A 12,832-nucleotide genomic window follows, 5' to 3' on the forward strand; every position below is an offset into this window, starting at 1 on the left:
AGAACAGCCTCAACACCGTCAAAGTCAACCCATCAGGCATCGCACCGCATCAAGGAGCTCATCATGTCGCGACAGCAACAGGCACAGGAACTGCAAAAGCAATGGGAAACCGATCCGCGCTGGAAGGGTATCAAGCGCAGCTACTCGGCTGAGGACGTGGTCCGCCTGCGTGGTTCGATCCCGATCGAGCACACGCTCGCCAAGCGCGGCGCCGAAAAGCTGTGGAGCCTCGTCAACAACGAGCCGTTCGTCAACGCACTCGGCGCACTGACCGGCAACCAGGCGATGCAGCAGGTGAAGGCCGGCCTGAAGGCGATCTACCTGTCCGGCTGGCAAGTGGCCGGCGACGCGAACGTCGCGGGCGAAATGTACCCGGACCAGTCGCTGTACCCGGCAAACTCGGTGCCGCTCGTCGTGAAGCGCATCAACAACACGCTGACGCGCGCCGACCAGATCCAGTGGTCGGAAGGCAAGAACCCGGGTGACGAAGGCTATGTTGACTTCTTCGCACCGATCGTCGCCGACGCGGAAGCCGGTTTCGGCGGCGTGCTGAACGCGTTCGAACTGATGAAGGCGATGATCGAAGCCGGCGCGTCGGGCGTCCACTTCGAGGACCAGCTCGCTTCGGTGAAGAAGTGCGGCCACATGGGCGGCAAGGTGCTCGTGCCGACGCGCGAGGCCGTCGCGAAGCTGTCGGCTGCGCGTCTCGCGGCCGACGTAATGGGCACGTCGACCTTGCTGGTCGCCCGCACCGACGCGGAAGCAGCCGACCTGATCACGTCCGACGTCGACGACAACGACAAGCCGTTCCTGACGGGCGAGCGCACGGTGGAAGGCTTCTTCCGCACCAAGCCGGGCATCGAGCAGGCGATCTCGCGCGGTCTGGCGTACGCGCCGTACGCCGACCTGGTCTGGTGCGAAACGGGCAAGCCGGATCTCGAGTACGCGAAGAAGTTCGCGGAAGCGATCCACAAGCAGTTCCCGGGCAAGCTGCTGTCGTACAACTGCTCGCCGTCGTTCAACTGGAAGAAGAACCTCGACGACGCGACGATCGCGAAGTTCCAGAAGGAACTCGGCGCGATGGGCTACAAGTTCCAGTTCATCACGCTGGCCGGCTTCCATGCGCTGAACTACTCGATGTTCAACCTCGCACACGGCTATGCCCGCACGCAGATGAGCGCGTTCGTCGAACTGCAGCAGGCCGAGTTCGCAGCCGCGGACAAGGGCTTCACGGCCGTCAAGCACCAGCGCGAAGTCGGCACCGGCTACTTCGACGCCGTGACGCAGACGGTCGAGCGCGAAGCATCGACCACCGCATTGCACGGCTCGACCGAAGACGAGCAGTTCTTCGACGGCAAGAAGGTCGCGTAAGCCGAAAAGCACGACGCGCCACGCGTCGTGCCGATGCCCGCCGCGTCTCGCGGCGGCTCGGCATCGGCCACCGGACAACAATCAGGGAGGAGACGGCAGGCGCACGATCCCGATCGCGCGACCGGCCGCGCGGCCTGCGGGCCGCCAGCAACGACGCGCGCCGGCTTCGTCCGGCGCGCCCTTTTTCCAGGGCGCCGCCCTACCGATACACGATCACCGGAATTTTCGTATGGGTCAGCACGCGCTGCGTCTCGCTGCCGATCAGCAAGCTGCCGAGCCCGCGGCGTCCGTGGGACGCCATGAAGATCACGTCGCAGCCGCCGCGTTCGGCCGCCTCGATGATGCCGAGATACGGCGACGGATGCACGCTCGTCCAGGTGTCGCACTGGACACCGGCCGCCTTCGCAGCCGATTCGACCTCGTCGAGGTGTGCACGCGCCTCGCGCTCGCTGCGCGCCCGGAAATCGGCGGGCGGCTCGATGATCACTTCGGAAAACGGCGAGTACGGATACTGCGGCAGGCACGCGTAGGCCGTGACCCGCGCACCGACCGCGCGCGCCAGGTCGATCGCGCCGTCGATCGCCTTCTGCGACAGTTCGGAACCGTCGGTTGGAACGAGGATGTGCCGGAACATCGCGCCCTCCTTCGTCAATCGCACTCCGCGCGCCGCGCGTCCGGGCGGTCCGGCTGCGTCGCGTGGGGCATGCCTGTTTCGATTGTAGGACGTGAAAGCACGCGGCCGGGCCGCGCAGCGGGTTCGCCCTCATATCGGAAACGCGCGGCTGGCCGCCGCCTACTCGCCCCAATAACCGGGCCGCTCGTACGTGTGCTTCAGGTAATCGAGAAACAGCCGCACGCGCAGCGGCAGATGCCGACGTTGCGGAAACACCGCGTGGATACCGATCGGCGGGGCGGCGAATGCGTCGAGCACGCTGACGAGCCGGCCGGCCGCGATGTCCTCGCCGACCTCCCACCACGAGCGCCACGCCAGGCCGTGGCCTTCGAGGCACCACTCGTGCAGCACCGCACCGTCCGAGCACTCCATCGTGCCGTTCACGCGGATCGACACGACCTTGCCGTCCTCCTGGAATGTCCAGCCGCGTTGCTGGTTCGCGTTTGCCGCGAGCGCGAGGCAGTTGTGCCGCGCCAGCTCGGCAAGCGTGACCGGCGTGCCGCGTCGAGCCAAATACTCGGGCGAAGCGACGCACACGCGACGGTTCTCGCCCAGCTTCAGCGACACGAGCGACGAGTCGGGCAGCTCGCCGAGCCGCACCGCGCAATCGAACCCCTCGTTGACGAGGTCGACCATCCGGTCGGACAGGTCGAGCGTGACCGAGACATCCGGATGCCCGACGCTGAATTCGGGCACGAGCGGCGCGACGTGCCGCCGGCCGAAGCCGGCCGGCGCCGAGATGCGCAGGTGGCCGCTCGCCTTGACGCCGCCGGCGGACACGCTCGCCTCCGCGTTCTGCATGTCGTTGATGACGCGCTGGCAATCCTCGAGGAACGCCGAGCCCTCGAACGTCAGCGTGAGCTTGCGCGTCGTGCGCACCAGCAGCTTCACGCCAAGCCGCTCCTCCAGCGCGTCGAGCCGGCGGCCGATGATCGCCGGCGCGACCCCTTCCGCGTGCGCGGCCGCCGACAGGCTGCCCTTTGCCGCGACCGCGGCGAACGTTTCGATCTGCTTGAACCGGTCCATGACTCGCAGGGACGGCGCCGCCGCCCTTCAAATAGCTTAAACCGCTCAAGATTAGGTAGATGAAAGTAAAAGATCAAGTGATGTTTAGCGTCTTTTTTAGCACATACGATCACGAATAGAATTCACCTGACCTCTGAAACTGGAGCGCAAGGCTATGTCGGCCACAACGACACTCTCCTCTCCCGACGCAATCCTCTTCGACGCATTCGGCACGTTGTTCGACGTGCGTGCGGTCCTGGCCGCGGCGGAGCAGATGTTTCCCGGTCACGGGGAACGGTTGTCGCAGTTGTGGCGACGCAAGCAAATCGAATACTCGCAACTGCGCACGCTCGCCGATCCGGCCGGCGCCCGCTATCGCCCGTTCCGGGACATCACGCTCGACGCGCTGCGGTTCGCCGCGCGCCGGCTCGGGCTCGCGCTGAACAGCGCGGCCGAGAAGCGGCTGATGGACGAATACGCGTGCCTGTCCACCTATCCCGATACGGTGCCCGCGCTGCGCAAGCTGCGCGCGCTCGACCCGCGCCCGCCGCTCGGGATCCTGTCGAACGGCACGCCGCAGATGCTCGACATCGCGATCAAGAGCGCCGGCATGTCCGGGCTGTTCGATCGCGTGCTGTCGGCCGACACCGTGCGTGCGTACAAGCCGAGCCCGGCCGCGTACGCGCTCGGCACCGACGCGTTCGGTCCGAACCGGCGCGGCATCGTGTTCGTGTCGTCGAACGCGTGGGACGTCGCCGGCGCCGTCTGGTTCGGCTACACGACGTTCTGGCTCAACCGCACGGGCGCGCCCGCCGAGGAACTCGGCGCGCCGCCCGACGGCACCGGCACCGACATGGCCGACCTGCTCGCATTCCTCGCCACCCCGGCTCCGTCCGGCAGACCCGCAAACCGCACGCGCCCCAGCCCGGGTGCATGACGTTCGCAGCGCTGCCGCCTTCCCCCTTCACCGAAACCGCAACTGACCGACCAAGGAGATGAGACTCATGAGCACCCCGATCACGCTGCCGCAAGGCATGGCGATCACCGGCGAAATCAAGCCGGGTTACGAAGCAATCCTGACGCCTGAAGCGCTCGCACTCGTCGCAGCGCTGCACCGCACGTTCGAACCGCGCCGCCAGGCGCTGCTGCAGGCGCGCGTCGAGCGCACTAAACGCCTCGACGCGGGCGAGCGCCCCGACTTCCTGGCCGAGACGAAGGCGATCCGCGAAGGCGACTGGAAAGTCGCGCCGCTGCCGGCCGACCTGCAATGCCGCCGTGTCGAGATCACGGGCCCCGTCGAGCGCAAGATGATCATCAACGCGCTGAACTCGGGCGCGGATTCGTACATGACGGACTTCGAGGATTCGAACGCGCCGAGCTGGACGAACCAGATCGACGGCCAGATCAACCTGAAGGACGCGGTGCGCCGCACGATCTCGCTCGAGCAGAACGGCAAGTCGTACCGGCTGAACGACAAGGTCGCGACGCTGATCGTGCGTCCGCGCGGCTGGCACCTCGACGAGAAGCACGTGACGGTCGACGGCCAGCGCGTGTCCGGCGGCATCTTCGATTTCGCGCTGTTCCTGTTCCACAACGCGAAGGAACTGCTCGCGCGCGGCTCGGGCCCGTACTTCTACCTGCCGAAGATGGAAAGCCATCTCGAGGCGCGCCTGTGGAACGACATCTTCGTCGCCGCGCAGGAAGGCGTCGGCGTGCCGCGCGGCACGATCCGCGCGACGGTGCTGATCGAGACGATCCTCGCCGCGTTCGAGATGGACGAAATCCTGTACGAACTGCGCGAACACAGCTCGGGCCTGAACGCCGGCCGCTGGGACTACATCTTCTCGGCCATCAAGAAGTTCAAGAACGACCGCGACTTCTGCCTCGCCGAGCGTTCGAAGATCACGATGACGGTGCCGTTCATGCGCGCGTACGCGCTGCTGCTGCTGAAGACCTGCCACAAGCGCAACGCGCCGGCGATCGGCGGGATGAGCGCGCTGATCCCGATCAAGAACGATCCGGAAGCGAACGACAAGGCGATGGGCGGCGTGCGCTCGGACAAGCAGCGCGACGCGACCGACGGCTACGACGGCGGCTGGGTGGCCCATCCGGGCCTCGTGCCGATCGCGATGGAAGAGTTCGTCAAGGTGCTCGGCGACAAGCCGAACCAGATCGCGAAGCAGCGCGACGACGTGCAGGTCGAAGGCAAGAACCTGCTCGACTTCCAGCCGGAAGCGCCGATCACGGAAGCCGGCCTGCGCAACAACATCAACGTCGGCATCCACTACCTCGGCGCCTGGCTCGACGGCAACGGCTGCGTGCCGATCCACAACTTGATGGAAGACGCGGCCACGGCCGAAATCTCCCGTTCGCAGGTGTGGCAATGGATCCGCTCGCCGAAGGGCGTGCTCGACGACGGCCGTAAGGTTACCGCCGAACTCGTGCGTGAACTCTCGAAGGCCGAACTCGACAACGTGAAGCGCTCGGTCGGCGGCAACACGCAGCCGTACGAGCGCGCCGCGGCGATCTTCGAGCAGATGTCGACGTCGGAAGGCTTCACCGAATTCCTGACGCTGCCGCTGTACGAGGAAATCTGACGTCGCCGCCCGCCTCGACCGGGGCCGGCCCTGCGTCGGCGCCGGTCGCGTGCGATGACGGCATCAAAAAAGCGCCCCTCGGGGCGCTTTTTCTTTTGCGACAGGATCCGCTACCGCGGCTGCCGCGCAACCGGTCACACGGCTTCCCGCTCGCGCCGATGCTGAACCCAGTCGCCCGACGCAATGCGCGGACGCCCCGCAATCGCGTGCGCGGCGACCGGATAGTAAAGGCAGGAATATTGCCGGCCGCCGAGCTCGACGTTCACGTCTTCCGGCTTGAACAGCGAGTCGACGCCCGGATACACGCGCTCGATCTCGTCGAGCACGGGAACGAGCCGGTCGTCGACCTCGTAGACGTCGCCCCACACCAGCGACTTGTCGGCCGACCCGGCAATCATTCCCGGATAGGTACCGAAATCGTACAGTTCGCCCGGCAGCGCGGCGGCGCCGAGCAGCGTCGGTGCGGCAATCCCGTGCCTGGCGGCCGCGTGGCCGATGTCGTTGACCTCCCCGTTTCTCAGGGTGCCGTAGACGAATACGTAGCGCATCGTGGTTCTCCTCTTTGTTTCGTATGGTGCCGTGTCCGCACGCGATTCGTGGCGAAATCGCCCGCGCCTCGATAGACCACGATACCGGCCGGATGGTTCGAACCCGCCAGCGCGCCCGGCCCCGGGGCAGTCCGGAAATCGCCGGAGCCCCACACAAAGTTCATTTGAACGCGGCATGATCGCCCGACAAACCGCCGCATGCACGTTCGCGGCGCCTTCTACAATAACGGCATCGCCGCCGCGCTGCCCGAATCGTCCATGAACCCGCCGTTCCAAGCCGACGTACCGAACCCGTACGTCATCGACATTCCGCCCGAATTCGCGCCGACCGCCGGCCATCCGATGCGCGTGCGCGCACGGCAGGTCAATACCGGCCACCGCATCCCGCTGCATACGCATGCGTGGGCGCAGCTCGCGTACGCGTCGCGCGGCGTGCTGCGCGTCGCGACGACCGGCACGACCTGGATGGTGCCGCCGTCCCGCGCGATCTGGGTGCCGCCGCGCGTGACGCACGAGGTCGTGATCGTCGAAGAGGCGTATTTGCGCACGCTGTATATCGACGAGTCGATCGTGCCGGACGGGCTCGACGCGTGCCGCGTCGTCGAGGTGACGGGACTCCTGCGCGAACTGATCGTCGCACTCGACGCGCGTGACCTGAGCACCACGCGCGAGCGCCTGCTGTGCGGGCTCGTGCTCGATGAGCTGAGTCACGCCGAGCCGCTGCCGCTCGCGGTGCCGATGCCCGACGAAAAAAGGCTGCGCATGCTGTGCGAATCGGTCCTCGCGCACCCGGCCCACGCGGAGTCGCTCGAGCATTGGGCCAGCGAGGTCGGCGCCAGCACGCGCACGATTTCGCGGCTCTTCAAGCAGGAACTGGGCGTGAGCTTTTCGCAGTGGCGCCAGCAGGCGCTGCTGGCGCGGGCCATTCCGCTGCTGAACCAGGGACGCCCGCTGTCGCATATCGCGCGCGAACTCGGCTACCAGAGCCAGAGCGCGTTTTCGGCGATGTTCAGGCGTGCATTCGGCGAAAGCCCGCGTGCATTCATGCTGCGCGGCTACGAGCACCGCGGCCCGGAAGGCAGCCGCGCGGACGACGAAATGCCGGACGACGACGCGATCGACGCTGCCCGCTGAACGCGTCGCTTCAGGCCGTCAGGACTTCAGACCGGTCGCACCATGTGGCGGATCGAGCCCAGTTGCGCGAGCCGCGACCCGGCAACCTGATAGCCCATGCGCAGGTAGAGACGCGCGGCCGGATTGTCGACGAACACGCGCAGTTGCAGTTCGTGCAGCCCGCGCGCACGCGCCCAGCGGTGCGACATGTCGAGCATGTAGGTGCCGGCGCCCTGCCCGCGATGACCGGCCGCGATCTGCACGTCGCGGATGTGCAGCGAGTCGCCTTCCTCGGTCACGCGCAGCACGCCGATGCGCTCGCCATCGGCCTCAAGGATGAAGTTCTCGGATTCGCGCCAGCTCGCGTAGAACAGGTCGCTGCGCCACACGAGCCCATGGCGCTTGTAGTAGCCGCCCATGTTGCCGTGCGTCAGCGCTTCGGCAAACGGAAAATCGCTAGCCTCCGCGGGCCGGAGCTGATACAGGAGTCGCAGGTCGGTCGGATCGAGCATCGCGCAGGGGTCAAGAACGCATCCCGCCACGATAGCGCAGTCGCGTGCGGATGCAATCGCGGATTTCTCGTAGCGGCTCGACGCCGGATGACCGGAGGTTACGCGGCCAGCGGGCGCAACCGAAGACGCAAATGAAAAAGCCCGCGCAAGGCGGGCTTCTTCATTTTTTGGCGGAGCGGACGGGACTCGCCTACATCCTGCAGGCCGCGGCTGCGCTTGCAAGCGCAGCCCTTCGAGTCCCGCCGGAAGCCGCGCAGGCGGCTTCCTCCGCTCCGCAGTCACGCGCCCGCCAGCGGGCGCAACCGGAAACGCAAATGAAAAAGCCCGCGCAAGGCGGGCTTCTTCATTTTTTGGCGGAGCGGACGGGACTCGAACCCGCGACCCCCGGCGTGACAGGCCGGTATTCTAACCGACTGAACTACCGCTCCAGTCTTGCTACTTGCCTGGCAGGCGTCGGTTGCTTCCTGCCGGCGCATCGTTTGTTCGAACGACGCCGAAATCTGGCGTCCCCTAGGGGATTCGAACCCCTGTACTCACCGTGAAAGGGTGATGTCCTAGGCCTCTAGACGAAGGGGACAACGTACTGCTTACATCTTTAATGCAAAAGCCCGTTCAAAAATCGTTCTTTGAACGGGCTTCGTTCTGGCGGAGCGGACGGGGCTCGAACCCGCGACCCCCGGCGTGACAGGCCGGTATTCTAACCAACTGAACTACCGCTCCAGCTTTCTTGCTCGCATCTGCAGGCACCGTCACGTTCCTGCAGATGTTGCGACACTTCCATGAAACGCCGCTGAATCTGGCGTCCCCTAGGGGATTCGAACCCCTGTACTCACCGTGAAAGGGTGATGTCCTAGGCCTCTAGACGAAGGGGACAACGTACTGCTTACATCCTTAATACAAAAGCCCGCTCAAAAACGTCTTGAACGGGCTTCGTTCTGGCGGAGCGGACGGGACTCGAACCCGCGACCCCCGGCGTGACAGGCCGGTATTCTAACCGACTGAACTACCGCTCCAGCTTTCTTACCCTCACCCGCAGGACGTCGGTTACGTTCCTGCAAGCGTTGCAACATTTCTACGAAACGCCGCTGAATCTGGCGTCCCCTAGGGGATTCGAACCCCTGTACTCACCGTGAAAGGGTGATGTCCTAGGCCTCTAGACGAAGGGGACAAAATCTTTTCAGATCTGTCTGACTTTCGCTATTCACTTTTCAATCAACAGCGAAGGCCGAAATTCTAACTGCTTTGAATCATTTTGTGAAGCATTTATTACTACCCGTGCTTCGCAAATCAACTCAGCTTGTTCTGATGGTGGAGGTAAGCGGGATCGAACCGCTGACCTCTTGCATGCCATGCAAGCGCTCTCCCAGCTGAGCTATACCCCCTTGCAGAACAGAAATGAGATTATATGGAGCTACTTTGAACTTGTAAATACCCTTTTTGCGATTCGAGCGAAATTTTTTGCGAAGCTGCCGCGATGTCACGCACGGGCAGCTTCGCTCATCGTCGAACCTCAGGCCAGCGCCGCCTCGATGCGCGACACCACGACATCGCGACCGAACAGCACGAGCACCGCATCGATCGACGGCGTATGCGTCGTGCCCGCCACCAGCAGGCGCACCGGCATCGCCAGTTGCGGCATCTTCAGCTTGTGCGTGCCGAGCGTCGACTTCAGCGCGGCGGACACGGCCTCCTTCGTCCAGTCGGCCGCCTTCAGCGCAGCGGCGAGATCGGCCAGCGCCGGACGCACCGCATCGGTCACGTGCTGCGCAAGCGCATCGGCTTCCGGTGCCGGCACACGGTAGAACATCGCGGCGCCTTCCGCGATCTCCTTGACCGTCGTCGCACGATCCTTCATCAGCCCGACCACCGCCTCGAGCGCCGGGCCCGTCGCGATCGCCGCATCGTCGATGCCGAGGGCGGAGAGGAACGGCTTCGCCAGCTCGGCGAGGCGCGCGTTGTCGGCTTCCTTGATGTAATGCGCGTTCAGCCAGCTCAGCTTGCTGTGGTCGTACTGCGCGGGCGACTTGCCGAGATGCTCGAGATCGAACCATTCGACGAACTGCTCGCGCGAGAAGATCTCCGCGTCGCCGTGCGACCAGCCGAGGCGCGCGAGATAGTTGACGACGGCTTCGGGCAGGAAGCCTGCGTCGCGGTACGCCATCACGCTCATCGCGCCATGCCGCTTGCTCATCTTCTCGCCCTGCTCGTTCAGCACGGTCGGCAGGTGCGCGTAGACGGGCGGCTCGCCGCCGAGCGCATTCAGGATGTTGATCTGGCGCGGCGTGTTGTTCACGTGGTCGTCGCCACGGATCACGTGCGTGATGCCCATGTCCATGTCGTCCACCACCACGCAGAAGTTGTAGATCGGCGTGCCGTCCGGGCGCGCGATCACGAGGTCGTCGAGTTCCTCGTTCGAGATCTCGACACGCCCCTTCACGGCGTCGTCCCACACGACCGTGCCGGTCAACGGATTGCGGAAGCGCAGCACCGGCTTCACGCCGGCCGGCGGCTCCGGCAGCACCTTGCCGGGCTCCGGCCGCCACGTGCCGTCGTAGCGCGGCTTCAGGCCGGCCTCGCGCTGGCGTTCGCGCAGCGCGTCGAGTTCCTCGGCCGACATGTAGCACGGGTACGCGAGGCCCTTCTCGAGCATCTGCGCGAGCACCTCGCGATAGCGGTCCATCCGCTGCATCTGGTAGATCGGGCCTTCGTCGAAATCCAGGCCGAGCCATTGCATCCCTTCGAGGATCGCGTCGACCGCTTCCTGCGACGAACGCTCGACGTCGGTATCCTCGATGCGCAGCACGAACGTGCCCTTCATCTTGCGGGCGAACGCCCACGGATAGAGCGCGGAGCGGATGTTGCCGAGGTGGATGAAGCCGGTGGGACTCGGCGCGAAGCGGGTACGGACAGGACGGGTCATAAACGGTAACTCGAACGCCTGGGGCGCATGAATGATTCGACGCGGGATCGACGGCGGCAGCCCGGACAGCAACGGGGCCGGCGACGCCCGGAACGGGAAAGAAGCCGGAATTATACTCGCGCCGGACATCGCGCCAAGCGCGCCGCTTGCTTTATGATGTGCGCGCCGCGGCCGCCAGCCGGCGCGGCGCCGGCCGCACGGAACCCCTGCGCGGCCGCTCGGAACCTATCGCCGCCGCGGGCCGTGACACCCGCCGCCAAGCCGCCGGAGAACCATTCGATGTCGTCCCCTCGCCTGTCGCGCCGCCACTTCACGATCGCCGCCGCGTCCGCCAGCCTCGCCGCCTGCACGTCGTTCGGCGACAAATCCCGCCCCGGCGCCGCACTGCCGCAGGAAAAGCCGGTGAAAATCGGCATCGCCCTCGGCGGCGGCGCCGCGCGCGGCTTCTCGCACATCGGCGTGCTGAAGGCGCTCGAGGCGCGTGGCATCCCGATCGAGATCGTCGCGGGCACGAGCGCGGGCTCGGTGGTCGGCGCACTCTATGCATCGGGCATGAGCGCCCTTCAGATCAACAAGATCGCGCTCGACATGGACCAGGCGGCGATCAGCGACTGGGCGCTGCCGTTCCGCTCGCGCGGGCTGCTGCAAGGCGTGGCGCTGCAGAACTTCCTGAACAAGACCCTCAACAACCGGCCGATCGAGAAGATGGCGAAGCCGCTCGGCATCGTCGCGACCGATCTGCAGAACGGCCAGCCGATCCTGTTCCAGCAAGGCAACACGGGGCTCGCGGTGCGCGCATCGTGCAGCGTGCCGTCGGTGTTCGAGCCGGTGAAGATCGGCAACCGCGAGTATGTGGATGGCGGCCTCGTGAGCCCGGTGCCCGCGTCGTATGCGCGCAAGATGGGCGCGAGCTTCGTGATCGCGGTCGACATCTCGTCCCGGCCGGACGGCGCGGCAACCAACAACCCGATCGAGATGCTGCTGCAGACCTTCACGATCATGGGCCAGACGATCAAGACCTACGAGCTCGACAAGTACGCGGACGTCGTGATCCGCCCGAACCTGAACGCGATGGGCGGCAGCGACTTCAACCAGCGCAACGCGGCGATTCTCGCGGGCGAGGAAGCCGTCGCGCGCATCATGCCGGAACTGCAGCGCAAGCTCGCGGCAGCGCGCGGCGTGGCCGCCGCGTAAAGCGCACGAGGCGCAGGCCGGCGCGCGCCGCCGGCCCGCCAACGGCGCGACGGTTTTCAGCCCGCCGTTTGCACCGCCCCAAAACAAAAAACCCTGCCGCCTTTCGGTGACAGGGTTTTCTCGATCCGGCCGGGCCGGCCGTCGAACGTCAGTTGTTGCCGTTCGCGGAATCGTCGCCGATCGTCGCGCGCACGCGCTGACGCAGGTCTTCCGGCTTCATCGGGAACTCCGATTCGAGCCGGCGCGCGCCGGTGAAACGCTTTTCCCAGTAGCCGCTGTCGAGATCGTCGACGCGGATCGTGCTGCCCGTCGACGGCGAATGCACGAACTTGTTGTCGCCGATATAGATGCCGACGTGCGAGAACGTACGGCGCATCGTGTTGAAGAACACGAGGTCGCCCGGCTTGAGGTTGCTCATGCTCACCTTCTCGCCGACGCGGCTCATCTCTTCCGCACGACGCGGCAGCGACATGCCGAGGGTGTCCTGGAACACGTAGCGCACGAAGCCGCTGCAGTCGAGGCCCGAATCCGGCGAGTTGCCGCCCCAGCGATAACGCACGCCGATCATGTTCAGCGCGCCGACGACCACGTCGCCTGCCTTGCCGGCCATGCCCGCGAGGAACGACTTCGCGCCGCCGCTCGACGGCTGCGCGCTGGTCTGCTGGAGGGAGGCATTCGACGCGTTCTGCGTCGAATTCGTGACATTCTGGTTAAAACTGCTGACTTCGTCGGCGAACGCGCCGGGTGCTGCTGCGAACAGGGCGCCGATGAACAGCCCGGCGATGGTGCGCGCGCATGCCTGGGTCAGGGATCGATGCTGCATTGGTCGATGGAATGTGCTTAAAAATCAGCTGATTGGCGGAAAATTTCGGTCGATACTAGCCAGCGCGTAATCGTTT

General features: G+C 65.6%; 11 protein-coding genes and 7 tRNA genes. 5 read left to right on the forward strand and 13 right to left on the reverse strand.

Annotated elements, in window-relative coordinates; translation table 11 throughout:
- Positions 1–63 precede the first annotated feature (63 nt).
- Positions 64–1,371, forward strand: a complete 1,308-nt coding sequence (gene aceA, locus CFB39_RS11625; RefSeq protein ID WP_089473116.1) for an isocitrate lyase — start codon at positions 64–66, stop codon at positions 1,369–1,371.
- A 199-nt stretch (positions 1,372–1,570) separates the two neighbouring features.
- On the opposite strand, the gene CFB39_RS11630 is transcribed toward aceA, so the two are convergent.
- A complete protein-coding gene (locus CFB39_RS11630) occupies positions 1,571–2,005 on the reverse strand; it encodes a universal stress protein (protein ID WP_089473117.1) in 435 nt (144 codons plus the stop codon).
- A gap of 159 nt (positions 2,006–2,164) precedes the next feature.
- The gene (locus CFB39_RS11635; protein ID WP_089473118.1) at positions 2,165–3,070 is read right to left on the reverse strand and encodes a LysR family transcriptional regulator; all 906 of its coding nucleotides are present in this window, start codon (positions 3,068–3,070) and stop codon (positions 2,165–2,167) included.
- A 154-nt stretch (positions 3,071–3,224) separates the two neighbouring features.
- Here CFB39_RS11635 and CFB39_RS11640 point away from each other — a divergent pair, with 154 nt between their 5' ends.
- Together CFB39_RS11640 and aceB are read left to right on the forward strand one after the other, a co-directional pair.
- Positions 3,225–3,986: a haloacid dehalogenase type II gene (locus tag CFB39_RS11640; RefSeq protein WP_089473119.1), complete on the forward strand. Its 762-nt coding sequence runs from the start codon at positions 3,225–3,227 to the stop codon at positions 3,984–3,986.
- A 67-nt stretch (positions 3,987–4,053) separates the two neighbouring features.
- Positions 4,054–5,646: a malate synthase A gene (gene aceB, locus CFB39_RS11645; protein ID WP_089440461.1), complete on the forward strand. Its 1,593-nt coding sequence runs from the start codon at positions 4,054–4,056 to the stop codon at positions 5,644–5,646.
- Between the two features lie 134 nt (positions 5,647–5,780).
- On the opposite strand, the gene CFB39_RS11650 is transcribed toward aceB, so the two are convergent.
- Entirely contained in the window at positions 5,781–6,194 is a 414-nt protein-coding gene (locus CFB39_RS11650; RefSeq protein WP_089473120.1) for a gamma-glutamylcyclotransferase, read from the reverse strand.
- 258 nt (positions 6,195–6,452) lie between these two features.
- On the opposite strand from CFB39_RS11650, the gene CFB39_RS11655 reads away from it, so the two are divergent.
- Positions 6,453–7,328 (forward strand): helix-turn-helix domain-containing protein, encoded by an 876-nt coding sequence (locus CFB39_RS11655; RefSeq protein ID WP_089473278.1) that lies wholly within the window; start codon positions 6,453–6,455, stop codon positions 7,326–7,328.
- 26 nt (positions 7,329–7,354) lie between these two features.
- Here the strand turns inward: CFB39_RS11655 and CFB39_RS11660 are convergent, their stop codons facing one another.
- The 9 genes from CFB39_RS11660 to gltX all read right to left on the reverse strand — a co-directional run bounded on the left by CFB39_RS11660 (position 7,355) and on the right by gltX (position 10,739).
- A complete protein-coding gene (locus CFB39_RS11660; protein WP_089473121.1) occupies positions 7,355–7,819 on the reverse strand; it encodes a GNAT family N-acetyltransferase in 465 nt (154 codons plus the stop codon).
- Positions 7,820–8,170: 351 nt separating this feature from the next.
- A tRNA-Asp gene (locus CFB39_RS11665) sits at positions 8,171–8,247 on the reverse strand.
- A gap of 73 nt (positions 8,248–8,320) precedes the next feature.
- Positions 8,321–8,396: transfer RNA gene (locus tag CFB39_RS11670), tRNA-Glu, on the reverse strand.
- Positions 8,397–8,462: 66 nt separating this feature from the next.
- Positions 8,463–8,539, reverse strand: a tRNA-Asp gene (locus CFB39_RS11675).
- Positions 8,540–8,616: 77 nt separating this feature from the next.
- Positions 8,617–8,692: transfer RNA gene (locus CFB39_RS11680), tRNA-Glu, on the reverse strand.
- Between the two features lie 63 nt (positions 8,693–8,755).
- Positions 8,756–8,832: transfer RNA gene (locus CFB39_RS11685), tRNA-Asp, on the reverse strand.
- A 79-nt stretch (positions 8,833–8,911) separates the two neighbouring features.
- Positions 8,912–8,987: transfer RNA gene (locus CFB39_RS11690), tRNA-Glu, on the reverse strand.
- Between the two features lie 138 nt (positions 8,988–9,125).
- A tRNA-Ala gene (locus CFB39_RS11695) sits at positions 9,126–9,201 on the reverse strand.
- 128 nt (positions 9,202–9,329) lie between these two features.
- Positions 9,330–10,739, reverse strand: a complete 1,410-nt coding sequence (gene gltX, locus CFB39_RS11700; RefSeq protein WP_089473122.1) for a glutamate--tRNA ligase — start codon at positions 10,737–10,739, stop codon at positions 9,330–9,332.
- A gap of 279 nt (positions 10,740–11,018) precedes the next feature.
- On the opposite strand from gltX, the gene CFB39_RS11705 reads away from it, so the two are divergent.
- A complete protein-coding gene (locus tag CFB39_RS11705) occupies positions 11,019–11,933 on the forward strand; it encodes a patatin-like phospholipase family protein (protein WP_089425949.1) in 915 nt (304 codons plus the stop codon).
- Between the two features lie 148 nt (positions 11,934–12,081).
- Here the strand turns inward: CFB39_RS11705 and CFB39_RS11710 are convergent, their stop codons facing one another.
- A complete protein-coding gene (locus tag CFB39_RS11710) occupies positions 12,082–12,756 on the reverse strand; it encodes a C40 family peptidase (RefSeq protein WP_089425713.1) in 675 nt (224 codons plus the stop codon).
- Positions 12,757–12,832: the final 76 nt, after the last annotated feature.

Origin of the sequence: Burkholderia sp. AU6039 (genome assembly GCF_002223365.1) — a bacterium.
Taxonomy (GTDB): Bacteria; Pseudomonadota; Gammaproteobacteria; order Burkholderiales; family Burkholderiaceae; genus Burkholderia.

What these genes read in the sequence shown, in the direction of transcription:
- CFB39_RS11630 (WP_089473117.1), bottom strand. Translation starts at nt 2,005, where the DNA reads ATGTTCCGGCACATCCTCGTTCCAACCGACGGTTCCGAACTGTCGCAG.
- CFB39_RS11640 (WP_089473119.1), top strand. Translation starts at nt 3,225, where the DNA reads ATGTCGGCCACAACGACACTCTCCTCTCCCGACGCAATCCTCTTCGAC.
- gltX (WP_089473122.1), bottom strand. Translation starts at nt 10,739, where the DNA reads ATGACCCGTCCTGTCCGTACCCGCTTCGCGCCGAGTCCCACCGGCTTC.
- CFB39_RS11660 (WP_089473121.1), bottom strand. Translation starts at nt 7,819, where the DNA reads ATGCTCGATCCGACCGACCTGCGACTCCTGTATCAGCTCCGGCCCGCG.
- aceB (WP_089440461.1), top strand. Translation starts at nt 4,054, where the DNA reads ATGAGCACCCCGATCACGCTGCCGCAAGGCATGGCGATCACCGGCGAA.
- CFB39_RS11710 (WP_089425713.1), bottom strand. Translation starts at nt 12,756, where the DNA reads ATGCAGCATCGATCCCTGACCCAGGCATGCGCGCGCACCATCGCCGGG.
- CFB39_RS11635 (WP_089473118.1), bottom strand. Translation starts at nt 3,070, where the DNA reads ATGGACCGGTTCAAGCAGATCGAAACGTTCGCCGCGGTCGCGGCAAAG.
- CFB39_RS11650 (WP_089473120.1), bottom strand. Translation starts at nt 6,194, where the DNA reads ATGCGCTACGTATTCGTCTACGGCACCCTGAGAAACGGGGAGGTCAAC.
- CFB39_RS11655 (WP_089473278.1), top strand. Translation starts at nt 6,453, where the DNA reads ATGAACCCGCCGTTCCAAGCCGACGTACCGAACCCGTACGTCATCGAC.
- aceA (WP_089473116.1), top strand. Translation starts at nt 64, where the DNA reads ATGTCGCGACAGCAACAGGCACAGGAACTGCAAAAGCAATGGGAAACC.
- CFB39_RS11705 (WP_089425949.1), top strand. Translation starts at nt 11,019, where the DNA reads ATGTCGTCCCCTCGCCTGTCGCGCCGCCACTTCACGATCGCCGCCGCG.